At 53.3% G+C, this 24,766-nt stretch carries 19 protein-coding genes; 8 read left to right on the top strand and 11 right to left on the bottom strand.

What is annotated here, in order from left to right; genetic code table 11:
- Positions 1-12: 12 nt before the first annotated feature.
- Complete coding sequence (locus P9H32_RS15080; RefSeq protein ID WP_322609743.1) at positions 13-1,617, bottom strand: 2-oxo acid dehydrogenase subunit E2; 1,605 nt, start codon at positions 1,615-1,617, stop codon at positions 13-15.
- A 5-nt stretch (positions 1,618-1,622) separates the two neighbouring features.
- A complete protein-coding gene (aceE, locus tag P9H32_RS15075) occupies positions 1,623-4,277 on the bottom strand; it encodes a pyruvate dehydrogenase (acetyl-transferring), homodimeric type (RefSeq protein ID WP_322609742.1) in 2,655 nt (884 codons plus the stop codon).
- A gap of 328 nt (positions 4,278-4,605) precedes the next feature.
- On the opposite strand from aceE, the gene nfo reads away from it, so the two are divergent.
- From nfo to P9H32_RS15060, 3 genes are all read left to right on the top strand, one after another.
- Positions 4,606-5,448, top strand: coding sequence for a deoxyribonuclease IV (gene nfo, locus P9H32_RS15070; protein ID WP_322609741.1), 843 nt, complete (start codon positions 4,606-4,608; stop codon positions 5,446-5,448).
- A gap of 87 nt (positions 5,449-5,535) precedes the next feature.
- The gene (locus P9H32_RS15065; protein WP_322609740.1) at positions 5,536-6,294 is read left to right on the top strand and encodes an RNA methyltransferase; all 759 of its coding nucleotides are present in this window, start codon (positions 5,536-5,538) and stop codon (positions 6,292-6,294) included.
- A gap of 79 nt (positions 6,295-6,373) precedes the next feature.
- Entirely contained in the window at positions 6,374-6,970 is a 597-nt protein-coding gene (locus tag P9H32_RS15060) for a 3'-5' exonuclease (RefSeq protein WP_322609739.1), read from the top strand.
- Positions 6,971-7,006: 36 nt separating this feature from the next.
- Here the strand turns inward: P9H32_RS15060 and P9H32_RS15055 are convergent, their stop codons facing one another.
- From P9H32_RS15055 to P9H32_RS15035, 5 genes are all read right to left on the bottom strand, one after another.
- Positions 7,007-8,770, bottom strand: a complete 1,764-nt coding sequence (locus P9H32_RS15055; protein WP_322609738.1) for a hypothetical protein — start codon at positions 8,768-8,770, stop codon at positions 7,007-7,009.
- A 136-nt stretch (positions 8,771-8,906) separates the two neighbouring features.
- Positions 8,907-10,769 (bottom strand): conjugal transfer protein TraF, encoded by a 1,863-nt coding sequence (traF, locus tag P9H32_RS15050; protein ID WP_322609737.1) that lies wholly within the window; start codon positions 10,767-10,769, stop codon positions 8,907-8,909.
- A gap of 345 nt (positions 10,770-11,114) precedes the next feature.
- Positions 11,115-11,396, bottom strand: a complete 282-nt coding sequence (locus P9H32_RS15045) for a hypothetical protein (RefSeq protein WP_322609736.1) — start codon at positions 11,394-11,396, stop codon at positions 11,115-11,117.
- A gap of 224 nt (positions 11,397-11,620) precedes the next feature.
- Positions 11,621-11,797, bottom strand: a complete 177-nt coding sequence (locus P9H32_RS15040) for a hypothetical protein (protein ID WP_322609735.1) — start codon at positions 11,795-11,797, stop codon at positions 11,621-11,623.
- Positions 11,798-11,809: 12 nt separating this feature from the next.
- A complete protein-coding gene (locus P9H32_RS15035; RefSeq protein WP_322609734.1) occupies positions 11,810-12,868 on the bottom strand; it encodes a hypothetical protein in 1,059 nt (352 codons plus the stop codon).
- 452 nt (positions 12,869-13,320) lie between these two features.
- Between P9H32_RS15035 and P9H32_RS15030 the strand changes: the two genes are divergently transcribed.
- From P9H32_RS15030 to P9H32_RS15015, 4 genes are all read left to right on the top strand, one after another.
- Positions 13,321-14,145, top strand: a complete 825-nt coding sequence (locus tag P9H32_RS15030) for a helix-turn-helix transcriptional regulator (RefSeq protein ID WP_322609733.1) — start codon at positions 13,321-13,323, stop codon at positions 14,143-14,145.
- An 895-nt stretch (positions 14,146-15,040) separates the two neighbouring features.
- Positions 15,041-15,388, top strand: coding sequence for a hypothetical protein (locus P9H32_RS15025; protein ID WP_322609732.1), 348 nt, complete (start codon positions 15,041-15,043; stop codon positions 15,386-15,388).
- Positions 15,389-15,742: 354 nt separating this feature from the next.
- Positions 15,743-17,470, top strand: coding sequence for a hypothetical protein (locus P9H32_RS15020; protein WP_322609731.1), 1,728 nt, complete (start codon positions 15,743-15,745; stop codon positions 17,468-17,470).
- A 65-nt stretch (positions 17,471-17,535) separates the two neighbouring features.
- Entirely contained in the window at positions 17,536-17,907 is a 372-nt protein-coding gene (locus tag P9H32_RS15015; protein WP_322609730.1) for a rhodanese-like domain-containing protein, read from the top strand.
- 73 nt (positions 17,908-17,980) lie between these two features.
- Here P9H32_RS15015 and P9H32_RS15010 read toward each other — a convergent pair whose 3' ends face one another.
- The gene (locus tag P9H32_RS15010; protein WP_322609729.1) at positions 17,981-18,106 is read right to left on the bottom strand and encodes a hypothetical protein; all 126 of its coding nucleotides are present in this window, start codon (positions 18,104-18,106) and stop codon (positions 17,981-17,983) included.
- A gap of 94 nt (positions 18,107-18,200) precedes the next feature.
- Here P9H32_RS15010 and P9H32_RS15005 point away from each other — a divergent pair, with 94 nt between their 5' ends.
- On the top strand, positions 18,201-20,318 hold the full coding sequence (locus P9H32_RS15005) for a DNA topoisomerase 3 (RefSeq protein WP_322609728.1): 2,118 nt from the start codon (positions 18,201-18,203) through the stop codon (positions 20,316-20,318).
- 116 nt (positions 20,319-20,434) lie between these two features.
- On the opposite strand, the gene P9H32_RS15000 is transcribed toward P9H32_RS15005, so the two are convergent.
- The 3 genes from P9H32_RS15000 to P9H32_RS14990 are packed head-to-tail and all read right to left on the bottom strand — an operon-like array spanning position 20,435 to position 24,693.
- Entirely contained in the window at positions 20,435-21,637 is a 1,203-nt protein-coding gene (locus tag P9H32_RS15000; RefSeq protein ID WP_322609727.1) for a GIY-YIG nuclease family protein, read from the bottom strand.
- Complete coding sequence (locus P9H32_RS14995) at positions 21,630-23,687, bottom strand: hypothetical protein (protein WP_322609726.1); 2,058 nt, start codon at positions 23,685-23,687, stop codon at positions 21,630-21,632. The genes P9H32_RS15000 and P9H32_RS14995 overlap by 8 nt, the downstream gene beginning before the upstream one ends.
- The gene (locus P9H32_RS14990) at positions 23,674-24,693 is read right to left on the bottom strand and encodes a virulence RhuM family protein (RefSeq protein WP_322609725.1); all 1,020 of its coding nucleotides are present in this window, start codon (positions 24,691-24,693) and stop codon (positions 23,674-23,676) included. The genes P9H32_RS14995 and P9H32_RS14990 overlap by 14 nt, the downstream gene beginning before the upstream one ends.
- Between the last annotated feature and the right edge of the window lie 73 nt (positions 24,694-24,766).

Raw genomic sequence — 24,766 nt, 5'->3', positions numbered from 1 at the left:
CTATTGCAATACTTAGCCTTCCAGAGCAAGCAGCAGCGGCTCTTCGAGCGCATCCACAATCCAGCGGATAAAGCGCGCTCCGTCAGCACCGTCGATGATGCGGTGGTCGTAGGACAGCGACAGCGGCATCATCATGCGGCCGTCTTTTTTGACCGCCCGGCCAACCCCGAGAATCGCCACTTCCGGCGAATTCACGATCGGCGTAAAGAACGTTCCGCCGATACCGCCGAGGTTGGAAATCGTAAAGGTTCCGCCCTGCATATCCTCAAGGCCGATTTTACCTTCACGGGTTTTCTGAGCAATGCTGCCGAGATCGCCTGCGAGCTGAATCATGTTTTTCTGGTCAGCATCGCGGATAACCGGAACCATCAGGCCTTTCTCCGTATCGACCGCAATGCCGATATTGTAGAAGTCCTTGTAAATGATCTCTGCGTTATCCGTATCAATACTGCAGTTAAAGTTCGGGAATGCTTTCAGCGCAGAAGCCACCACTTTCACAAGAATCGCCGTAACGGTCAGCTTGGCCCCATGCACCTCGGCCTTTTTCGCAAATTTCTTACGCAGCTCATCGAGGTGCGTGATATCCGCCCAGTCCTGCTGCGTCACATGCGGAATGGTGGTCCAGCAGTGCGTCATGTGATTCATGGTCGCCTTACGGATGGCCGACATTTTCTCAACACGGACAGCCCCCTGAACGCTCGGACGGCTTCCTCCGCCGCCACCGCTTTCAATGGTGCCTTTCGCGTGATTCTTCACATCTTCCATACTGATTCTGCCGCCCTCGCGGGACGGTTTGACCATATGAATATCCACACCCAGTTCACGGGCCAGACGGCGGACATTCGGTGCAGCGGAAACCGCATTAACCGGCCGCTGATGCTTAACCGGCTCCGGTTTCTTCGGTTCCGGCGGCCGCACGACAACCGGCTGTTCCGGTTCACGGGCAGCAGATTTCGGCGCGGGAGCGGCAGGAACCGGCTTCGCGGCCGGGGCCGGAGCGGCTGCCGGAGCAGCGCCTCCTGATGATTCAATGGTAAAGGCCAGCGTACCGATGCTTACCGTATCACCCTGAGCCACATGCACAGCTTTGATCACGCCGGCGGCCGGAGCTGGAATTTCCATACTCGCCTTACCCGCTTCGATTTCGAGCAGGCCCTGCCCTTCATCCACGCTGTCACCTTCAGCGACAAGTACGTTGATGATATCGCCGGACTCAATATTTTCTCCAAGGTCCGGAAGTTTAAATTCAATCGTTTCTCCGCCACCGGCCGGAGCCGGAGCCTCCTCGGCCGCCGCCGGAGCTTCTTCCGCGGGTGCAGCTTCCGCTACAGGGGCCGGCTCCTCAGCCGGAACCTCATCAGCAGCGGGCGCCGCAGCGCCGCCATCATCAATGGTGAATGCCAGCTGGCCCACCTCAACGGTATCGCCGGTGGCCACATGAATGGCCGAAATGGTCCCGGCAGCCGGAGCCGGAATTTCCATACTCGCCTTACCCGCTTCAATTTCCACCAGCGACTGGCCTTCAGTTACGGCCTCGCCGACCTCAACGAGAACGTTGACCACGTCTCCGGATTCAATATTTTCTCCAAGCTCTGGAAGTTTAAATTCAAGTGCCATGATTCTTATTCTCCTACCGGATTCGGTTTATCGAGATCGATGCCCAGATCCTTGCGGGCTTTATCGAGTTTCTTCTTATCAAATTCGCCTTTTGCTTCCAGCTCGGAAAGTACAGTAAAGGTAATGGCGTTGGCATCCACTTCAAAGTGCTTCCGCAGCGCACAGCGACCATCGGAACGGCCGAAACCATCGGTACCCAGCGAAACAAGTCCTCCCGGAACCGCTTTATTCAATGCATTCGGCAGCAGTTTCATGTAGTCGGAAGCCGCCACAACCGGCCCGTTTTCCCCTTCCAGACATTCCGTGATATAGGCCTTCGCATCTTTATTTCCGTTACGCACCTGTTCACGTTCAACGTCGAGCGCATCGTTGATCAGGTTTTTATAACTGGTGACGGACCAGACGTTGGTTTCAATTTTATATTTTTTCTTCAGCTGCTCAGCGGCTTTGACGGCCTCGGGCAGGATGGCTCCGGAACCGAGAATCTGCGCCTGGGCTTTTTCCGAAGACTGGAACTTATACATCCCCTTCAGAATTCCCTCGTCGCTGCCTTCCGGTTTGGCCGGCTGCTCATAGTTATCATTCATCAGCGTGATGTAATAGAAGATCTGCTCGTTATCCACATACATGCGGCGGATACCGTCCTTGATGATCAGCGCCAGCTCGTAGGCAAACGCCGGGTCGTACGCCACCATATTCGGATAGGTCAGCGCCAGAGCAAGGCTGTGCCCGTCCTGATGCTGCAGGCCTTCACCCGCCAGCGTGGTACGCCCTGCAGTGGCTCCAAGCAGGAAGCCTTTGCAGCGGGAATCACCGGCCAGCCAGGCGGAATCGCCGATACGCTGGAACCCGAACATCGAGTAGTAGGTGTAAAACGGAATCGTGTTTATGCCGTGGTTGGCATATGCCGTACCCGCTGCGACAAACGAAGAAAACGCCCCGGCCTCCGTGATCCCCTCTTCGAGAATCTGGCCGTCCTTGGCTTCCTTATAATACAGCAGGTTGTCTGCATCCACCGGCTCGTACAACTGACCGGAGTGGGCATAAATACCGACCTGACGGAACAGGGCATCCATACCGAAAGTACGGGCTTCGTCCGGAATAATCGGAACCACAAGCTTCCCGATATTTTTATCGGACAGCAGTTTCGAAAGCACGCGCACAAAGACCATCGTGGTGGAAACCGCGCGGTCGGAGCCGGCATCAAATTCCTGGAAAATTTTATCGGCCGGCATATCAATCGGGTTGAAGTCAGTCAGACGGGTCGGCACATGACCGCCCAGTGCCGCACGGCGCTGGCGCAGATATTCCATTTCCGGACTGTCATCGTCCGGACGATAGAACGGCACGTCATCAATCTCTTCATCGGAAATCGGCAGACCGAAGCGGGTGCGGAATTCACGCAGCGATTCTTCGCCCATCTTTTTCTGGGAATGGGTGATATTCTGGCCTTCGCCCGCAGTACCCAGACCATAGCCTTTAACGGTTTTAGCAAGGATTACGGTCGGCCGTCCTTTGGTTTCAACCGCCTTCTTGTAGGCCGCATAAATTTTGGCCGGATCGTGGCCGCCGCGGCGCATACGTTTGATTTCGGAATCCGACAGATTGGCCGCGAGCTCGGCGGTTTCAGGATAGGCTCCGAAGAAATGTTCGCGGACATATTCGGCGTCTTCAACGGTATATTTCTGATACTGCCCGTCAACGACTTCCCCCATACGCTTCACAAGCATACCGCTTTCATCTTTTTCCAGCAGCGGATCCCAGCTGTCGCCCCAGATCACTTTGATCACGTTCCAGCCGGCACCCCGGAACGCGGCTTCGAGTTCCTGAATAATCTTGCTGTTGCCGGAAACCGGACCGTCGAGACGCTGCAGGTTGCAGTTGACCACAAAAGTCAGATTGTCGAGTTTTTCGCGTGCCGCAAGCTTCAGCGCACCCAGCGATTCCGGCTCATCGGTTTCTCCGTCGCCCAAAAACGCCCAGACATGCTGATCGGTCGGCTCGCGCAGACCGCGGTCTTCAAGATATTTAATATAACGGGCGTGATAAATCGCCGTAATCGGTCCCAGGCCCATGGATACAGTCGGGAACTGCCAGAAATCGGGCATTAGCCACGGGTGCGGGTACGAGGACAGTCCCGGCTTATCATGCAACTCATGACGAAAGTTTTTCAGATGGTCATCATTCAGGCGGCCTTCAAGATAGGCGCGCGCGTAGACGCCCGGGGAAGAGTGCCCCTGAAAATAAACCATATCCCCCGGAAACGAATCGGTGCGTCCGCGGAAAAAGTGGTTAAAACCGACTTCGTACATCGCGGCAATGGACTGATAACTCGAAATATGACCGCCGATGCCGTCTTCCTCGCGGTTGGCACGCACCACCATCGCCATCGCATTCCAGCGGATCAGCGACTTAATGCGGCGTTCCATTTCACGGTCACCCGGGTAGGCCGGCTGTTCATCCATCGGGATCGTGTTAATATACGGGGTGTTGGCGGAAAACGGGAGGCGGACGCCTTTGCGATGAGCTTCGACCTGAAGGTCGTGGAGAATGTCCTTTACGCGGTCTGCACCCTCGTTCTCGAGCATCTCGTGAAGCGCATCGAGCCAGTCCTGTTTATCGTAATCGATCTTCTCACTATTCGAATTACTTGTATCCATAGTTATCAGTTCCTCGTTAATAATCGCCAAAATGTAAATATGACCGAACCAGTACACAATTAAAAAAACTCAAAAAACGCGGCAACAACCCTCACATTTTCGGCATTTAGGTCATATTTTCGTATTTTCCAACCCCCAAAAGAGGCCCATTTATATCATTTTGTTGCAATTTCACGAAATTCAAGGAATACCGAAACCGGTCAAAAGCCCTACTTTTTTATAAAATCCGAAAAATACAAACTCCGGAAGGATCCGTTTCGATGGAAGCTTTTCGCACGGCCCTTAATATGGTTTGATCTTTGCTCTTTTTAACAGAAAGCAGAAAGCCATGAAATATGTCGGAGCCCATGTAAGCGCCAGCGGCGGGGTGGAAAACGCGGTGCTCAATGCGGTCGGAATCGGGGCCAACGCCTTTGCCCTGTTCACCAAGAATCAGCGCCAGTGGGTTGCAAAACCCCTCTCCGAAGAAAATATTGCCGCCTTCAAAACCCACTGCGCCGAGCACGGCTTTGAGCCGCACCAGATCCTGCCGCACGACTCCTACCTCATCAACCTCGGCCACCCCGAGGCCGAAAAGCTGGCTAAATCGCGTACGGCTTTCATCGACGAAATGCGCCGCTGCGAACGGCTCGGCCTCGACCGGCTCAACTTTCATCCCGGAAGCCACCTCAAACAGGTGTCCGAATCGGAATGTCTGGCCACCATTGCGGAATCCATCAATCTGGCCCTCGATCAGACCAGCGGCGTTACCGCCGTTCTGGAAAACACGGCCGGTCAGGGCACCAACCTCGGCTTTAAATTTGAGCACCTCGCGGAGATCATCGATCAGGTGGAAGACCAATCCCGCATCGGCGTCTGCATCGATACCTGCCACGCCTTTGTGGCCGGCTACGATCTCCAGACCCTGGAAAGCAGTCAGGCCGTGTTCAGCGATTTTGAATCCATCGTGGGGTTCAACTATCTGAAAGGCATGCATCTCAACGGCTCAAACAAAGAGCTCGGCAGCCGCGTCGACCGTCATCATTCCCTCGAGCAGGGGTTTCTGGGCCTCGACGTTTTTAAATTCATCATGACCGACCCCCGCTTCGATGGCATCCCGATGATCCTCGAAACCATCGACGAAACCATTTGGAACAAGGAAATTGAATTACTCCGGAGCTTTGAAAATTGAACTGAGAATCATCACGGATGCTCACACATCACTTTTCCAGACCCTGGAACAAGTGCTGCAGAGTAAAAATCAGTGATAAAAGAAAATATGAATATTCTAGATAACATCAGAGTCGTTCTTGTCAACCCGATGCACGGGGGAAACATCGGCGCGGTATGCCGGGCCATTAATAATAACGGCATCACCGACCTCGCCGTGGTGGACGAACGCCCGGAAACCGACTGGAACGAAGCCCGTAAACTGGCGTGCAATGCACGTGAGCAGTTCGAGGCCATCAAAAAGTTTGATACCCTGCGTGAAGCTGTGGCCGACTGCACCGTCGTCGCCGGCACATCGGCCCGCACCGGCTTTTACCGCGACACCTCCTATCCGGTCCGCGATTTTGCGCCGATCGCTCTCGAGAGTGCGAAGGAGCACAAAATTGCACTGGTTTTCGGGCGCGAGGACAAAGGCCTCTTTAATGAAGAGCTGGCGCTCTGCTCCCACATCATTCAGATTCCGACGGATGAACTTTACCGCTCTCTCAACCTGTCGCATGCCGTCTACATCTGTTGCTACGAAATCTACACCGCGCTCGGTATTTTCCAGCCTTCGGAAGAATCTGCGGAAGAAGCGAACTCCGACCTGCGCGAACGCATGTTTGATCTGTGGCGCGAAATGATGACTGAAACCCAGTTTGTGCACGATCAGAAACTCGACCATATGATGATGGGCCTGCGCCGAATTTTCAACCGCGGCAAACTGACCGTGCCCGATTGTAAAATCCTCATGGGCCTCGCCAAGCAGTCCATGTGGGTTGCTGATCAATGGCGTAAAGAACAGAACAAGGACAAAAAAATGCACTGATTTTCACTTATTTTCACTAATCAGTTTCCCAGTTACCGAAAATTAGTGTTGATTAGTGCAAATGAGCAGTTAGGAACACATGAACGATTTTCCAGCGAAAAAACATATGACCAAAGCCGCCATCAATGAACTGCCTATGCGTTCATATGACGGTCCGATCCATCTTTTCAATACCGAAGCCGAGGCCGACGAAGCCGCCGGTAAACTGTTAAAAGAAACCCTGCTCGGGTTCGACACAGAAACCCGGCCGGCCTTTCGAAAAGGCGAAAGCTATGACCCGTCCCTGCTCCAGCTGGCCACAGGGAGCGACGTCTACCTGTTTCAGATTCAGCAGTGCGGCCTCACCCCGAACCTGATCAAGGTGCTCTCCTCGCCCAACATTGTTAAAGCCGGTGTGGCCATCGAACGCGACGTGGCGGAACTCCAGGCAATGGAACCATTCCCCCCCGCCGGCTTTGTTGAACTGGCCACGCCGGCCAAAAGCGCCGGCATTAAAAACCTCGGTCTGCGCGGCCTCACGGCCATTCTCTTCAGCTTCCGCATCTCCAAAAAGGAACAGGTATCCAACTGGGCACGACAGGAGCTGACAAAATCGCAGCAGACCTATGCGGCCACCGATGCCTGGCTCGGGCGTAAGATTTATCTGACGTTCCGGGAACACGGATTTGTTGCATAAAACGGTCTCCCGGGCATTCAGCGGCACGAATACCCTCTATTCCATCTCCACATGGAGGTGGTAGTACCCTCCGACCGCCTCCACCGAATCCGTATAACTGTTTCGGGGGAAAACCATCTCATTTTCCAATGATTGGAACGCATTTGTAAGATGATCCGTCCACGCGATGGAATATACACGCCCCGGCACCGCATCCCATTGCAGCACCTGTCCGGAAGGTGTGTCCCAGGGGTTGGAAATTTTCAATACGGAAGAAGTGTGAGTTGGATCGGTGCCCATGATGCGTTCGGCCCAATTGTCCCGCAGGTCTCCATCCGCGTCGGCATCAGCATAAGCAAGAGGATGGTCGGGGTCCCCGAAATATTGAACTTCCCAGGCATCGGGAAGACCGTCGTGATCCAGATCGCCGGCATAATCAAGTCCATCGCCGCGCCATGCCCTGAAGTCATCCGCAAACACCTGCCCCGGTGAAACAGCGGTGCCTTCATTTTCCACCAGCAAAAGAGCATCGAACATCGTTGCCGCACCGAAGCCCAGTGCGGAAGCATCGATTTCCACCGGAGAAGACGGTCGCCCCCGGAAATAAAACATCGTGCGAAACGCAGGAACCGCTGCATCATATTCAATCCAAAGGGTCGTGTTGCTGACCGGGCCAAGCAGCGAAGAAGCAGCAAAGAACGGCGCGGGAACGAGCCCATCGAAAGCTTCGGTCTGAACTTCGAATTCCCCCGCCCCGGCATGGGACAGTTTCATTTTCACGGCCGCGCCATCCGCCTCCACGCGCAAAGCAGGGGCAATCCCGTTGAGCGGCAGCAGAAAACCGACATCCACCGCCACGGACCAGTTTTGCGTGGCACTCAGCGAGCTGCGCATCCACTGCCATCCCGCAGCCGAGGCACCGCCATCCGAGCGATACTCCAGCCGGCCGTTGATATTCGTCAGCCCCGCATCCGGCGCCGGGTTCCACAACGTCCAATGTGCGGCACGCAGGGTATTATCATTAAAATCGTCATAGCGGGCGGTCGGGCCAAACACGAAATAATCGTGCGTCGTTTCCGCCTGCTTGATGACCACATACGGCACATGGTCTGCGTTATAGTCCCCCCGGATATATCCCTGAAACTGAGCCATACTGCGAATGCCCTCCCGAAATTCAAAGGGATCGGTTTGCGCGGTGGAGAGCGGGCCGTCAATCGGAGGTGCGCCGGGCAGGTTGATGATGGCACCGGAGGAATAGATGGCAAAAATTTCATCGGTCGGATTATCCACTTTTTCTTTCAGCGTATGGTAATTTGCATTCGAAAAAGCAGGCGGCCACGCCAACGCGGTGTTGCGGCGGAGCCGATAGGATCCGTGCAGCGGTTCAGGCCACCCCAGCTGCGGCTCCTCGCTGAATGCGGGGATGGGTGTAAAGCCGTCGTCATGGGTGTAGGGATAAACCGTGGATTGAAAACTGGCGTCATTAAACCCGAAGGTCATAGTCAGCAAGCCGTCCAGCCGCGCGTCGAAAGGCTGGGTATCCGTTTGTTCAATACGCCAAAAAAGGGCCTCATCTCCGGCGACCGCGTTGGTGGAAAAGACATCCAGCCCGCCCGGCGTCTGCATCCGAACCGAAACCACATTGGTGGTGGTTTGAAAATCGAGCGTATACCAATAGAGATCGTCGCCCGTCTCACCCGGTTCGGCAAAGTCGTGAGCATACTCGACCTGCATCATCGCAACCTCATTGCTCAGCACAAACTGCGCCTCGGCTGCAGGCCCTATGCACACCACAAAAGCAACAGCTTCAGACAGTTTCATAACAACCTCCTTCTGAACCGGGAGTGCCTGCTATGCGAGTGCAGCATGCATGAGAAAAAATCCACCCCCTGGAACTTCCAGGGTCTGGAAAACCTCGGTCCGCAAACCGGCACACCACCGACCTTACATATATCTCCTAGAACTCCATCGAGATCGCCGCATAGAGCCGCGCTTCTTCCGGAATTTCCGTTCCTTCATACTCCGCATTGGCACCGATGGAATAAGCGCCGCCGACATCGAACCGCATCGCCCAGAGATTGATCCCCAGGCCTCCGGTGGCAATCCAGTCCTGCCAGTCCGCCGCCAGATTGTTATACGCCCCCAGACGGACCGCCAGCATCCAGAGATCCAGCTCGGCACCGAAGGAGAGGCGCTGAATATCATAATTATCCATCAGCGTTCCGGTCTCCAGCAGGTCATAACTTATTTCAACCATGAACCGCTTCGACGGCACAAACGCCGCGCCCAGCGTCACCTGCGGATCGATCGTATAGTCCGGAACCGTGATATCAATTGGAGCACCCACCGGATTACCGTCTTCATCGGTCAGCTGGATCTGGTCGGAAAATCCGTCAAACTTCGGTGCGTTGATGTTATGCGCAACCGCGCCGAACTGCAGCATCTTCATACGGTACAGCACCCCCAGGTCCAGACCGACGTTGAACGAGGCCTCCGTATTGTCCTCCATATTATCGAGCGAATCCTCGAAGGCATCCCCGTTGGCAAACCGGATTTTGGTTCCGGTCACGGTGCCGTACATCGCCTTGGCCGTAATCCCGATGGAAAGGTTGTCGTTAAAGGCGTGGCCATAGCTGAACGGCACCTCCATCAAGCCGAACCCCCGGGCCGTTACCGTGCTCTGGTTGTTTTCAAAACTGTCGCTGTTCACATTATTAGGATCCTCCCCGAACTTGATCAGGTTGACCATCTCCACAGCATCATCGACCAGATCATCCGTCAGATAGCCGTCGTTTTTCAGCTGGGTCAGTTTAAAATCCACATACGCTTCCTGCGCACCGGCAATACCGCTGGCCGCCAGATCACCCGGGTTGATCGAGGTATAGGTATAGCCGACCGCAGAGAAACCATCCTCCAGTGCGGCATCATCAAGGGCGGTGTTAAACTCCGCGAGCGACTGCTCAACCCCGAACCGCTGCGTATCCAGATAATCAATGAAGCCCGCTGCTTCCGCAAAGCCCCGGATGCCCACGCCGAAGTTGCCGAACCGGAAATTCATGCCGGCCGTAGCATCCACATAAAATGAATTGTCCGGATCCGATCCCAGCCCGTAAAGCACACTGCTCAGCTGCAGCAGTGTCTCCACCTGCCCCGGCAACTCAGCCATCGCGCCATCCAGGCCGCCTCCATCAAAATTATCAAAATCGATCTCCGCCAGCGCCGTGACATATTCCGGCATGTCCTCGGTCATGGTGTAACCGACGCCGACTCCCAGCATATTCCAGCCCCAGTCATTTTCCTCAAGCTTCATGTTATCCACGCGCGCCCGGTCCGGCACCACCGTGATATCCACCACCTCATTGGTGTAGGTATAATAGGAGTTGGTAATATTCAGCATCACCACCTGATAATCCGCGGCCGCATTCGTCACCGAAAGCTCCGCCACCTGCGTCTCCATCACCGCATTGGTCACCGTCACCCCGTTTGTTCCGGTCTCCACCACTTCCGACGGCACCTCATTGGTCACCATCACGGTCTCAACCACATTCGTCGGGACTTCATTCGTGACCGCGGACTGCTCAACCTCAACCACAAGATTAGAGACCACATTCGTCTGCAGGCCCGGCACTTCATCCGCCTCGCGGTTGAAGAAACCGAACGCCGCCGGATTGTGCCACTGCGCCGAAGAATCATTCGCGGTCGCCACACCTGCACCTCCTATACCCTGCGCCCGGTGCCCCACAAACGAATACCGCTCCGCAACCGAAACCTGAACACAGGCAACCCAACCGACAACCAACCATGCTCCTAGCTTTTTCATGAAAACTCCCTTTTGTTGTTTTGACTGAACCCAAGTTTATGCCCCGCCCCGCCTCGTGCAACATCTTTCACAAACTCAACCGCGCTCCGGCCCCGCATCATGGCCTCCGGCTAAAGCGGCTTCACAAGGAACCCGGAGAATGACGTGTACTCAGCATGGGCATTAATGCTGTTACCGCTGCTGGCCGAATATACACCGGGCATCACCTTGTCGCCCGCATGGCGGTGCTCAGGTTCAAAGGATTGTGACCATTCCTCAAAACCGAGTATTGCCGGTCGATCCGCAATGTGTGTTTCCACAACTCAAGCGTCGAAGGAGCCGTCGAACCTCCCGTGATATGACACTTTACCTGAAAAGCGTAAATGCCGGTAACAGGTGCCTCAAAGTATCCAACCGTCGTCCCGATGAAGACGGGGAAATCATGCTGACCGTCACGCATCCGCCTGCCACAAAATCATAATCCGAGCTTGTACTCGTCAACACCAGAGGCTGGTTGCTGCCTGGGCTCAACGCTCCTTTAAGCACAAGACTTCCCGACAACACGCCGCTGCCGGACAGGACCGCACCGTCATCGACCGTTACCACCGCCGCATCGAGAGCCGCCGCAACCACCATGGTCACCGCCAACACAGTTCCGGTTTTCAGTTTTATTTCCTTTTCTCCTTTTCAAATCCCGCCCGTTCGGGGTCCGGACCTATAAACTAAACGCTCGGTAAAGATCGACGTACTGCCTACATGCCAGCACCGAAAACGGCAATAAAGGCCATGGAGGATGGCTCAGGAATCACCGTCAGAAACCCGTTGGCATAAAGATCAGTGATGTCCTAAGAAAGCCCTTCAGCAAGGCCGGATTATGTTATCTCAGCCAAAACGCCGGATACCCCTCCATCCCAGTTAAACAGGTCAAAACCTGCACCGTTGGTCGGGAACCCGGTTGCCTCCCCACTCAGTTCATGAGCTGATGCTATGGACACCATAACCATACCGGCCATCAGTCCCCGCAGTACCGTTTGCGTATAGGTGTTCATTATTTTCGCCCTTTATTTATTTAATTTCAGAAAATCCTTAATCCCGGAAAAAGACATGGAATAGGAGATGTAGGTACTCCATGGGTTCACATCCAGGCCGTTCCAGAACTCTCCGCTGAGGCTGAGGGTACTGGTTTCGAATACCGGCAGATCAAACAGCACCTGCGTGTAGGTTCCGAACTCGGTATGGTAAACAGGCCGCCCGTTTGAATCCGCCTCCACCCAGTTATTCGTCCCCTTCAGCTCAGGGATTTCCACCCAGCCGACGCCAATCCGCGCCAGCATGCGCCACGACCGCTTGGTTTCCGTATCGCGGCCCTGCGCAACAAAAGCCATGACCGCTTTATAGTTCCCCGCAATATCAAAATTCTTTTTCTGCGTAACCAATGTGGCCACCACTTCCGGTCCTACACTCACCTGGACGGCATTGCTCTGCCGATTGAAATAGACGGGATTTCCGGCAGCCACTTCGGCATACATATCCCCGCCGGCTGCGATCGTGCTCCCGTTCGCTTCCCCATCCCCGCTGCTGTTGCCCAGCACAAAACCCAGCTTCGCCTCCCAGTCCCACGGGCGGTGGTGCCTGCTAAATGGATTCAGCCCCACCCATGGATTGATACGCCACTTTTCAGATTCATCATCAGGAAATGAAGACCGCCAGGCATACCGATCAGCAAAGGCCACCTCAACAAAGGCGGACCCGTCCGTACTCGATTCATCAAGCAATAACTCGCCCGGATTCGCGGGATCGTCTTTGATGGTATACGGCGCAAAGGAGACATAGCCGACCTTCACTTTGGTCACTGAATTTTCATACGACCGTGCCTCTTCGAGATCCAACCGGGTTTGGGTGACCAGTCTCTGAATTTCAGTAATTTCATTAGTAACCCCTCCCAGATTATTCGTAGGTATGGTTTCAATCACCATATTCAGCTTGGCAACGGTGTCCTGATCGGCCCAATTCCGACTGATTTTTTCCGCAGAAGAGAGAGCTCTCTCACCAGCCCTGATCGACGTAACCAAACCGGCCGACGCCGCAATCATAATCCACAGATAACTTTTCTTTTTCATCTTTTTCCTCCTTTTCATACGGGACGGCGAGCTCGGCGATCCTGCCCGACCTCTTCATTCCCTCATTCAACTTTCCAATCGGTGATCTCTCTGCCTTTAACGACGTTCCGTCCATGGACCCCAAGGTATTTATTCCCTATTCCGATCCGCTTTTACGCATTTCATGTACATGAACGGCACCGGAAAAAAGAATCCTATCTGCAAATCCACTTTTTTCGGCGAAATCAAAGAAACCGGGAAATTCCATGTTTATTCCGTAAATGAAGGCTATCAGGCTGCAGTTGCGGACGTATATACCTCTTTAGAGGTAATACATTACCACTTTACTCTTATTTTGTTTGCCCAAAAGACGCATACGTTCTATTCATATTTCTGTCCGAAGAAAGAAACTCAATGACAACCACTGTTCACCGGTAAAATTTACTCGTTGGTTTAAAATGCAGGAGAAGGCGTTGGTTAATTCAAATAGTTTCAGAAATCTGTCTCACGCGGATTTACAGCACATTCTGCTGACCTGCGAACTGCTTCATCAGTTCGAGCCGGAGCAGTCGTTCCTCCCCCATTGCCAAGCCACACTGGATGGTATTTTCGCCTGCGTTCACCACTCAACCGAACTGTATACCCTGACACCGTTCGCCCTTTCCGAACTGGAAAATCCAACGATAAACGGTCATTGGCTTGACGTTTTCAATCAGCATATGCATGAGCATCCCTATGTATCACGCATGCTCAGCGGGCAACCCAGCCATCTGGAAGCCGTTCAACAGGAAAAGAATCTGGAATCATTCAAGAAGACGGCTCTCTATAATGAGTTTTATGACAAAGTGCAGGGGCAGAACCATCTTTGGCTGGCCTACCGAAATGATACCAACTTATTAAGCTGTGTCTTTCTGAGGGAGGCCGAATTCAATGAACGTGAACTGTCCATGGCCAGCATTATCCATCCACATGTGGAGTCCGCCTGGAAAAACTGGAGCAGAATGCGCTCGTTTAAACAGGAACTCGACTCGCTGAAAGGAAGCGTTTTCCAAACTCCGGAACAGGAAATAGAGGCCGCACTCATCCGCAGCAGCATTGAATCATTAACCGCCCGCCAGCGCGAAGTGGTTGAACAGGTGGCCTCCGGCAAAGACAACCAGCAAATTGCCGATGAACTGAAGATCTCCGTCCTGACAGTTAAGAAACATTTGCAAGCGATTTTCCTATCCCTGGAAGTCCGTCATCGCACCCAGCTGGCTGCAAAATGGCATCAGGCGCATTCCATCTCAATTTATTAATCCGCAACATGTTTGGCAAAAATGGCCGCGGTTTCCGGCGTATCTTTCAGCAACCTATCTCATGAAATCCGCGACAATCATATTTACGATCCGCTGAAATATTCGCTCAGTAATATTCATTTCAGTACCGGCTTCTACGAATCCGAACCTTTTCTAGTCATCGTCACGAAAGTCTATCCACTCAGCTGATATAGAAGACTGCCGTCAAGCAACATGTCGACGACACATTGCGCCGTTTAAATTCTAAACAGGTATTCATCTCTCATTTTTTGTATAAAAGAGCAGATTGCACGGCTCAGATATATTCCCCTCTCGTACAGCATCATCGTCTGAATATATGAATTCATTTTTGTATTATTAAATTTACAATACTACACTAATGAACATTTAATGCATCATTAAATTTTACCGATATAAACCTATTTATTTGATAATATTATACTTACGACTATCAAGAATACTCTGGCACAGCTGATGCATAACAACATCCCATATTTGACCAATATGGTCATATTTAAAAGTGATAATGAACGAAGCGAGATCCATCATGAAAACGAAAAGCCCCTTGACGGGCATCATGAAATCTATCCGCAACCTGAAAAAACCGGCAGCGGAAACTCTGAACGCAACAGCATCCTGGATGCCCATGTGGAATAACATGGGCCTGACGATCTGTCCTGTACAGAACAGCGCTTCAAAACAAACCTCAACCTTCCATTCTCCGGATCAACAACGCTAAACGCGTTTCCAGCGATCGGAAAATCCGAACCCGGAGGGTCATACGCAGTGTGACCACTGAACAAACCGCATCGCACCCCTCCGACTAAAATAACAGTTCACACCGGTGGACTGTATCCCGAAACAACCTGCACCCCTGTTAAATAAGGAAAGAAAAATGAATACGAAAATACTGATGGAACGGGAAACAGAACGAAATCTGAGCGACGCCCTCGCACGAGGTGCTCTGCTCTGGGCTCCGCTGTACTCGGTCGGAGCCGCCGCCGTCAGCTACATGCTGACGGCGGAAAATCCGTCAACAGCCACTCCATTCAGCGAAGTGCTGATGAAGGCGCTGTTGCTCCTGTCTCCGGTCTGCATGGCGGCAGAAGCCGCAGGCTGGGCCGTGTTCAGTAAACGGAAAAGACTCAAACGTCTGGGCGATCGTAAAGATCCGCTTCCGAAGCTGGTGCATTTTGTACCGCCGCTGGAAGCGAGAAAAGTCCGGACAAAACATGCGGCCTGAGTATCTGCATCCGCCAGGTGCGGCTGATATTTGAGCCCCGGCGGATCAGACACGGTTCCTTGATCTGACAAAGGAGAATGCCTATGCAGCAAACCGAAAAACAAAACCCCGATAAACAATAGACACCCTGTTCGGGTGCGCGGAGCTTCAAGCCCGCAAAAATATGAAAAAAGGCGCCGCCACGGCGTCTTTTTCATTTCCTGCAACAGGACATTCTTCGATTTTTAAGCAACGGAATAAACCGAATACGGCGCAAAGAGCAATATCACGGGAACATTTCCTTTCGAAAAAGATCATCATTTTCGTCGCATTGTTTCCTTTTCAACCTGTTTTCACGCCATAGAATGCCCCCCCATGAACACATATCCCGAAATCCCGAAAGATCAGCTGGAAAAATATTCCTCCGCCATCTCCCTGTCCGACATGGAAATTTTTGTTTTCCCGGAACTGCTCTACAGTCTGGTACTGGCCAATATCATGTCGCCCAGAATCTGGAAATGGAAAGAGCACGAATGGTTTGCCAAACTGGATAAAATGAAGCCCTACAAAAAAATCCAGCGGCTCAAACAGTTCATCATCGATAACTACGAATTCAATCTCGACCTCGACACCTGGGGCCTCACCACCAAAGAAGAAGAACTTGAGCGCTTCAAGCCGTACATCGACGAGAAAACCATTGGACGCTCCAACGCCCTCTTCGGCTACGAAGGCGATAAACACTATTTCTCGCTCGATATCCGCAAACACTTCGGTCTCGATAAATACAACTCCAACGTCATCCCCTTTTGGAAAACCGAAACCCTCGAGGCCATGGATGCGTTTCGTCACAAAGAAAACTACCGCGTCGGTGCCGGCGAATGCGTTTCCCTCTCCACCCTCTACGCCGCAGCCCTCTACATCATCTGCGATATTCCGCTGGAGGATATCTTCCTGATCGCCACGCCGCTGCACTCCCAGAATTTTATTCATGTGAACGACGGCGTACTGACCAACAACCGCCGACTCGTCACCAAAAACATGTGGTTCAACGGAACCGACCTCACCGCCAAGGCGCAACGGGCCCTGCGCAACGAACAGGTAACCATCGTGGCCAACAATACCGGCTATATCCACACGGTCTACGATAACGCCACAATCTCGAAACAAAGCTTCGAACGCTTTAAACAAAAACTCGATGCCTTCACCACCTCGGACATCACCTTCGAAATCCTGGCCAATTTCCTGCGCGAACGTTCCGAGTTCCAGAAATGTTTCCAGATCAAATATCTCCGCCACGGAAAAGAGCAGTATCTTCCGATCGAGCGTGCCTATGCCTACGAGCACGGCAGCCCCTATAAGGTTTCCGATAACGCCACGCGCAACAAACTGCTCGAGCAGATCGATGAATACGATTTCTACACCGAACCCATCGAAGACCGCATCCAGCTGACCAAACTGGCGGATTTCCTAAAAGGCAACCCCATCTCGCATTTCGATCAGGAGAGCATGAAAGCCCTCGCGGAAAAAATTGAATGCACACGCGACATGAACCGAAAAATGTCGGTCATCGAAGGCCTCATCGACTTTGTTCACCTCGAACCCGAACTTCCGGATGATGCAACGAAAACCTTTGAAAGCCCCGGCCCGATCGACCTCCCCGTCGGCACCGGCCGCGAAGAAATCATCGAATATATCCGCAGTCTGCGCAACACCCACCCGGTAGCCGATCTCGCTTTTTATGCCAGCCGCGACCTTTCCATCGCCCACTGGGAGCCCTTTATCAAAGCCGGCCTCGAACGCAATCCGGTTGTGGTCGAAGCCACGGCTGAACTTTCCGACGACGAGCTCATCCAGACGTTGGAAAATCTGGAAAATGAATCCATCTATAACGGCTCCCGTATCGCCCAGCCCGACGAAGTGTGGAACTTCCAGCGCGGCGACGGGCTCGAACGTGCTTTCGCTCTTTCCAATGTCTGGAAAAAACGGCATCCGGATTCCGCAGTAAAACTCACCGCCGACGGATCCGCCGTTCAGCTTGATCTCGACGGTCGCCACGTCAGCTTTGAGTCCGCCAAAGGACTCGAAAAAGTGCTGGAACTTTAGATGATCACATCCGCAACCCACACCGGAAACCACCGGGCATTCAGTCGCCGGAAGAAAGTGAATTCATGATCCGCACCCTTGGAAAAATGCTCCTCGCCATTGTGGTGGGCATCCTTGCCGTCAACCTGCTGTACGGCGGAAAAGGGGACAAACGGGACGGACTTTCCGCCTTGGTGGAAGACGGGGCGCTGCTCATCGATACCCGCACTGCGGGTGAATTCCAGCGCGGGCATGTGAAAGGCGCAATCAACATTCCCCACGATACCATTGCCGGCGTCATCGATCAGCACACCACCGACAAAGCAGCTCCGATCATCGTGTACTGCCGTAGCGGAAATCGCTCGGCCCACGCAAAACGGGACCTGATCAATGCGGGGTACACCAACGTGATTGATGCCGGCAGCATCGGCAACATGCAGCGCAACATGCCGAAATAAACGGGACATGCAGAGCGCTTCTTCTTATTAAAGCTGCTCGCGGTAATATGCGTCGAGCTCCCGGATCAGCCGGTCACGCCTGATCCGGCAGCGAAAACTCCGCCGCCGGCTCCTCCGTCAGTACCGTAATGCCCGAAGCCTGCACCCATGGCATCGCCGAAAAGACGGCCACGGGAACAACTAACAGCTTTCGCACCATACCGGACGCCATAATTGATTGAACAGACCGCTCCCAATGTACAAGATATGCAGTTTCGAGCCCATTACGCTTTACGGAATACCCCTTGCTTCTCATGAAAGTTGTCATCACAGAAAAACCCTCAGTCGCTCGCGACATTGCATCGGTGCTCAAAATCACCGACAAAAAAAACGGCTATATCGAAGGCCGCGGCTGCGCCATCACCTGGGCCTTCGGCCATCTCGTCACCCTGCTCGATCCCGGTGAATACGATCCCGAACTGCGCAAATGGCGCCTCGATGCCCTCCCCTTCATTCCGGACACCTTTAAACTTAAACTCATCGAAAACCCCGGAGTTCCGGAACAATTCGAAGTCATTAAAAAACTCTGCACCGAAGCCGACGAAATTGTCTGCGCCACCGACGCCGGGCGCGAAGGCGAACTGATCTTCCGCTACATCCTCGCGCTGAGCGAATGCGAAGACAAACCCATCAAACGCCTCTGGCTCAGCTCGCTTACGCCCGATGCCATTCAGGAAGCCTTCAAAGACCTCAAAGACGGCCACGACTACGATCCGCTCTACGAAGCCGCCCGCTGCCGCTCCGAATCCGACTGGATTGTCGGCCTTAATGCCACGCGCTATTTCACCGTCAAACACGGCCGCCTCTCCGCCGGCGACGACCGCGTCCTCTGGAGCATCGGCCGCGTACAGACCCCCGTCCTCGCCATGATCGTACAGCGCGACGACGAAATCATGAAATTCCGTCCCAAACCCTTCTGGGAACTCACTACAAAATACCGCGAAACCACCTTCAAATTTACCGGCGAACGGTTCGATAAGAAAAACGAAGCCCAGGCCCTGCTCGAAAAGATTACCGGCCAGCCTTTCGTCATCACCAAAGTCGCCGGTCGCCAGAAAAAAGAACAGCCGCCCCAGCTCTTCGACCTCACCACGCTGCAGCGCGAAATCAATAAAAGCCACGGCCTCTCCGCCGCCGACACCCTGGCCGCCACGCAGAATTTGTATGAGTCAAAACTTGTCACCTATCCGCGAACCGACTCGCGCTATCTCAGTGCCGACATGAAACCGCGGATTCCCGGGATTTTTGAAAAACTGAAAGGGCTGCGGAAAGAACAGATCGAAACACTCGACCTTTCCAAACTGCCCTTCACCAAACGCATTGTTGACGACAAAAAAGTCACCGACCACCACGCCATTATTCCCACCGGCATGATGCCCGGATCGCTCGGCTCCAACGAACAGATCGTCTACAACGCCGTCGTCACCCAGTTTATCGCCGCGTTTTATCCCGTCTGCATCAAAAAAATCACCACCGTCGACGGCGAAAGCGCCGAAGTCCCCTTCCAGGCCAAAGGCACCGTCGTGGTCGATCCCGGCTGGACCGTCCTCTTCCCCAAAAAGAAAAAGAAGAAAAAGGATCCGGAGGCCGGCGACGATGACGACCAGCAGCTTCCAACCTTTGGAAAAGGCGAAACCGGTCCTCACGAACCCTCCACACGCGAAGGCAAAACCAAGCCGCCCAAAGCCTTCAACGAAAACTCCCTGCTCGGCGCCATGGAAGCCGCCGGCAAATGGGTTGACGACGACACCCTGCGCGAAGCCCTCAAAGAACGCGGCATCGGCACCCCCGCCACCCGCGCCGCTATTATCGAAACCCTCCTGCGCCGCAACTATATCCGGCGCGACAAAAAACAGATCCGCGCCACCGACATGGGCCGCTGCCTCATCGCCCTCATTCAGGACCCGCTGCTCAAATCGCCCGAAATGACCGGCGAATGGGAGGAAAAACTCAAGCAGATCGAACGCGGCGAAGCACAGCCCGGCGATTTCATGGACGGCATCGTCGGCTACACCCGCGGACTGATTGAATCCAGCACCGCCAAAAAAATCGACGTCGACCGCCTGGGCGACTGTCCCGTCTGCGGCAAACCCGTTATTCGCGGAAAAACCGCCTATGGCTGCTCCGGCTGGAAAGAAGGCTGCGACTTTGTGCTGCCCGTCGAATACAAAGAGTTAACACTTTCCCCCAACCAGATTCAGGTCCTCCTGCAGATGCACATGCTGCCCTACTCCGTCCGCATCGAAAACGAACAGCGCCTGCTCATCCTCAGCAAACAGGGCTTCATCATGGACATCGACCTCCCCTCCGCCGACCGCCAGCAATCCAGAAAAGAAGAAGCCCGCCCCGCCAAAAAGCCGGCGAAAAAGTAAAACTGTGTCCCGCTTGTTCCGGCAAGCGGAATAACGGCCGACTTATAGCGACCGATAAGACGGTTCCCAACCGGAAACCGCATGCTGCATACTTTGTGTCCATGCGGACTATACAATTAACTCTTAATTAATTCGGCCTTTCGGGGATCATACTTATAATCCGCAACAGTTCCATCAATCACCTTATCCACGGCTTCTCTAATGATATGAAGAGGCACTAAAAACCATTCCCGAGGCCGGAACGGTTTTCCGAACCGGTCTTTGATTTCGATATCAAGGCGGGCGGGTGAAAACAGTTTATGAAACACATTTTCCAGTTTGCCCGCATTCACATTATAAAGTTCAAAACTCGCAACCACTTCCACCTCAGCCAATAGATAGGTTGCCTGATTTACCGCATTCGCAATCCGTTTTTCCACACTTCCTGTCGTGAATCCGATTTTATGAATCAGCTCCCGGTTTTCGACAATGTATGGAAGTTCTGATTGGCTGCGAAGTACGTAGATTACACCTGAAGCCTGATCTTCTTCGCATACACGATCTCCGAATAACGGCCCCATATCGGCAGGAATCACGATGCGCCGGGCGGTATCATCCTCCCATAAAAGTTTCTGAAACGAACGTCGCAGCATCCCGCTTTCGGTTCCATTGCTGAAAATCACCCGCAAACGCCGATCTTCCCGGCCCTCTCCGGTAGTAAATGCCTCACCTTCGCTCACGATATAGGCCGTCAGTCCATCCACGACAAACCAATCCCCAACTTTCACATCCGTTTTATCATTGCATCGGATCATCTGCCGCATATCCGCTTTCAGCTCTTCCCGAACCTGTTCAAAGAGCGGCTTGAACGCATCAAACTCTTCACATTTTTCCCGGCCGGCAATCTCCTCGGCCGCACGGATCTCCCTGCTCGAACGAACATGCTTCAGCTGCTGAATAGAACCCACCGGCGTTTCCACCCCTAATGCCTCGAGCAGTTCGTCATCGTTCAGTTTATCCAACGGCTCCTCTGGACACTCTTTTTTTGCACTTAAAAGTCCCTGATGATCCATCGGCAAAAGCAGTGTATGAAATTTTTTCAGCTCCTTCATACGATCCAGCCGCACGGCATAGAGGCGTTCGAAAATATCCCGATCTTCTCCATGCTGAGGAGGATGCCCGGACTCTTCCACAAAACGCTGAATTTCCTCAAATCCCGCAATAACCCGCTCCTCCTCCTTGGTGTACCTGGTCTTTTTCTTTGCCTCAACATCGACCCCCAAGGCCCCGAGCAACGCATCATCTTCTTCGGTAAACTGATTTTTATTCGTTTTAGCCATTTACCGCCTCCGCCTTTTTCTTCGCTAAAAAGGCAATTCCCTCTGCCATTCGCTTTTCCCACGGATCAGCCGACGTGATGCTCGGCAGGCGGCCCCGTTCAACCTTAAATTTCAGAGCCCGTTTGGCTAATTCTCTGGCCTCATCCATTGAAAGATTGATTTTTTTCGCCGCAATAATGGCCTTGAGCTCTTTTAGACGCGTTTCATTCATGGTCTTGGCCATAATGGCATAGGCCTCGCTGAACGGATTAATCCGGTCAATCAAATCCACATCCAGCTCACGAACATCCATGGCAAACTTCCGCACCCCGTCAATGAGCGCGGTATTGGGCGACTCCTCCTGACCGCCCCCCCCTCCCAGCACATCTGTAAGCGCTTTCTTTGCCTGTTGCGTCAGGTTCAATGCCGCCACCGCATGCTGTCGCACGGCCTCCTGATCCTCCGCATCCAGCTCGGGATATTTTTCGCTGACAATTTTACCGACCCGAAGCTGCGTAATCTCTTCCGGAACCATTTCTTCATCAAAAAGACCGCGTTCAATCGTCTGCTTATCCTGAACGACCGCCGTGATGACCTCGTTTAAATCGTCTTTGCAAATCCGCTGGGCCTCCTCGCTCTTCGGTTCGGCCAGCCCCTTGATTTCGATCTGCATTTCACCGGTATTCTTATTATATCCGGCATTACACTCTCCGGATTTATAACCGCCTTCTCCGTAATCAAAACCCTCTTCCGGACCATTGCCCGGATTTTTCGGCTTGAAATTGAATCGCGGAGCTAACACCTGCTCCATCAGCAGGCTCGCCGCAATCGCTTTAAGCGTATCATTCACCGCTTCCGCCACCGCCAGCTCAGAAGCATCCGGCTCCGCAATCAGATTGGTGAACCGCGCCCGCGTTTTACCTTCGGCATCGCGCGTGGTTCGACCGATAATCTGAACCACTTCGGTTAAACTCGCCCGATAGCCCACCGTCAGCGCATGTTCACACCAGATCCAGTCAAACCCCTCCTTGGCCATGCCCAGCGCAATGATGATATCCACATAATCCCGGTCCGTTTTTATTTTCGGATTTCGCAGACTCTGCTGAATCCGTGCCTGATTATCCTGATCAACCAGCTCCGCAATTTTCAATATCCGGCCACGGGCCGTTTTAACCCGTTGGAATCCCGTCTCCGGATCTTCGCCCAGCCACTCCCCGAGTTCCCCGATAATGTGTTCCACCTCTTTATGCTTATCCTTCGTGCTCTCCCGGGAATTTACATTAGGAATATGGATGATGGTCTTTTCAGCCGGATCCAAAACCGACATGATTTCGTCCGTGTAGGCCCCTGAATAAAAATAATAGCCGATATCGAGTGTTTTCAGATGCTCATACCCGTTCAGCTGCTCGTAATACGTATAGGTCGCCGTTTCAAATTTCGCTTCATCTTCCGGCAGCAGCACCGGCACCGCATCCCCCCGGAAATAGGAACCCGTCATCGCCACAATATGCACCTTATCGCGGATAATAAACTCCGACAGATGCGCCCCCAGTTTATTGTCCGGATTAGCCGAAACATGATGAAATTCATCAATCGCCAGCAGGCAGTCATCGAACGCCTCATACCCCAATTCATCCACCGCAAAGCGGAACGTCGCATGCGTACAGACCAGTACCCGGTCCGGGCCCTCCAGAAATTCCCCGACCGATTTCACTTTTCCCTGCTCCGACGTCGGTGCATTGCACAGATTCCACTTCGGCTCCACCTCCCAATCCGCCCAGAATCCAAACTCACTCAACGGTTCATTGGCAAAACTGGCCCCGATCGATTTTTCCGGAACCGCAATAATCGCCTTTTTCAGCCCCTGATGATGCAGCTTATCGAGCGCAATGAACATCAGCGCCCGGCTCTTGCCCGAAGCCGGCGGCGATTTGATCAGCAGATACTGCTCCCCGCGCTTTTCATATGCCCGCTCCTGCATCGCCCGCATGCCCAGCTCGTTGGAACGCGTCGACGCACCGGTCCTCGCATAATTTACCGATACAGACGGGACGGTTTTAATCGTGCTCATCGCTGCTTCCTTTATCCTTTAGCTGCTGTTCCAGTTTTTCGAGTTCCTTCAAATCGTCCAGATCGGCCGCTTTAGCTTCGGCCAACCGGCGGTTTTCATCAAATGATTCATAGCGGCGGTGCACAATACGTTTCATATCGTCATGGCTGATTTTTCCGGTCCCCTCAAGAACAGCTCGACCGTTAAACTCCAACAGGCGATCCACATTCTCCCGCCAGAAATCAAGTGTCAGCTCCTGCTGCTGTTTCACCCGCAGCTCCGCCTGTTCCAGAAAAATCACCACCAGCCGATTGAGAGTATCCACCTCATCGGCCGACAGATAATTCTTAGCCACAATCACATCCTGCTTGCGGACTCGAGAGCCGCTCCAGTTCGTCAGCGCCATATTCGGCTGAGTCGGATCGGCCCGTTCAACAACCAGCTCCGCCGCGGTATGTCCCGTCACGGCATACAGCAGCTTATTCTGAACCTCTGCAAAAAACAAATGCGTCTCCTCTTCTCGAATCCGGTAATCCGAACTCAGCGCAAACAGATCCCGAACCTTCTGATAAAACCGCTTTTCCGACGCCCGGATTTCCCGAATCCGTTCCAGCAGCTCATCAAAATAATCCCAGCCGCCCGGATTCTTCAGGCGCTCGTCATCCATCACGAAACCCTTGACCAAATATTCGCGTAAATGACGCGTCGCCCACTGCCGAAACTGCGTACCGCGCGATGAGCGGACCCGGTACCCAATGGCCAAAATCATATCCAAATTATAGAAAACGCGTACTCTTTTGACCTGCCGCGCTCCCTCCTGTTGAACTGTCAAGGATTCCTTGACAGTTGCCTCCGGCTCCAACTCACCCTCTTCGAGAATGTTCCGTGCATGGAGGCTGACATTCTGCTTCGTGGTCTGAAACAAATCGGCAACTTCAAGCTGATGCAGCCATACCGTTCCGTTTTCAACCCGCAGATCAAGCCGCGTTTCGCCGTCATCCGAAGTATATAAAATCAACTCACTCATAATCTGCCGCACCCCCGTTGTCCTTCGAAGAAGCGGTCGAAAAGGCATAATGTATCGCCCGCAATCTGCGTAC

The organism is Pontiella agarivorans (assembly GCF_034531395.1).
GTDB lineage: Bacteria > Verrucomicrobiota > Kiritimatiellia > Kiritimatiellales > Pontiellaceae > Pontiella > Pontiella agarivorans.
Note: the sequence above shows the minus strand (reverse complement) of the source record. Positions and strands in the feature narration are given on the sequence as shown.

Bases quoted from the DNA above. Each gene is read 5' to 3' on its own strand.
- P9H32_RS15080 (WP_322609743.1), bottom strand. From the start codon at position 1,617: ATGGCACTTGAATTTAAACTTCCAGAGCTTGGAGAAAATATTGAATCC.
- aceE (WP_322609742.1), bottom strand. From the start codon at position 4,277: ATGGATACAAGTAATTCGAATAGTGAGAAGATCGATTACGATAAACAG.
- nfo (WP_322609741.1), top strand. From the start codon at position 4,606: ATGAAATATGTCGGAGCCCATGTAAGCGCCAGCGGCGGGGTGGAAAAC.
- P9H32_RS15065 (WP_322609740.1), top strand. From the start codon at position 5,536: ATGAATATTCTAGATAACATCAGAGTCGTTCTTGTCAACCCGATGCAC.
- P9H32_RS15060 (WP_322609739.1), top strand. From the start codon at position 6,374: ATGAACGATTTTCCAGCGAAAAAACATATGACCAAAGCCGCCATCAAT.
- P9H32_RS15055 (WP_322609738.1), bottom strand. From the start codon at position 8,770: ATGAAACTGTCTGAAGCTGTTGCTTTTGTGGTGTGCATAGGGCCTGCA.
- traF (WP_322609737.1), bottom strand. From the start codon at position 10,769: ATGAAAAAGCTAGGAGCATGGTTGGTTGTCGGTTGGGTTGCCTGTGTT.
- P9H32_RS15040 (WP_322609735.1), bottom strand. From the start codon at position 11,797: ATGAACACCTATACGCAAACGGTACTGCGGGGACTGATGGCCGGTATG.
- P9H32_RS15035 (WP_322609734.1), bottom strand. From the start codon at position 12,868: ATGAAAAAGAAAAGTTATCTGTGGATTATGATTGCGGCGTCGGCCGGT.
- P9H32_RS15025 (WP_322609732.1), top strand. From the start codon at position 15,041: ATGAATACGAAAATACTGATGGAACGGGAAACAGAACGAAATCTGAGC.
- P9H32_RS15020 (WP_322609731.1), top strand. From the start codon at position 15,743: ATGAACACATATCCCGAAATCCCGAAAGATCAGCTGGAAAAATATTCC.
- P9H32_RS15015 (WP_322609730.1), top strand. From the start codon at position 17,536: ATGATCCGCACCCTTGGAAAAATGCTCCTCGCCATTGTGGTGGGCATC.
- P9H32_RS15010 (WP_322609729.1), bottom strand. From the start codon at position 18,106: ATGGTGCGAAAGCTGTTAGTTGTTCCCGTGGCCGTCTTTTCGGCGATG.
- P9H32_RS15005 (WP_322609728.1), top strand. From the start codon at position 18,201: ATGAAAGTTGTCATCACAGAAAAACCCTCAGTCGCTCGCGACATTGCA.
- P9H32_RS15000 (WP_322609727.1), bottom strand. From the start codon at position 21,637: ATGGCTAAAACGAATAAAAATCAGTTTACCGAAGAAGATGATGCGTTG.
- P9H32_RS14995 (WP_322609726.1), bottom strand. From the start codon at position 23,687: ATGAGCACGATTAAAACCGTCCCGTCTGTATCGGTAAATTATGCGAGG.
- P9H32_RS14990 (WP_322609725.1), bottom strand. From the start codon at position 24,693: ATGAGTGAGTTGATTTTATATACTTCGGATGACGGCGAAACGCGGCTT.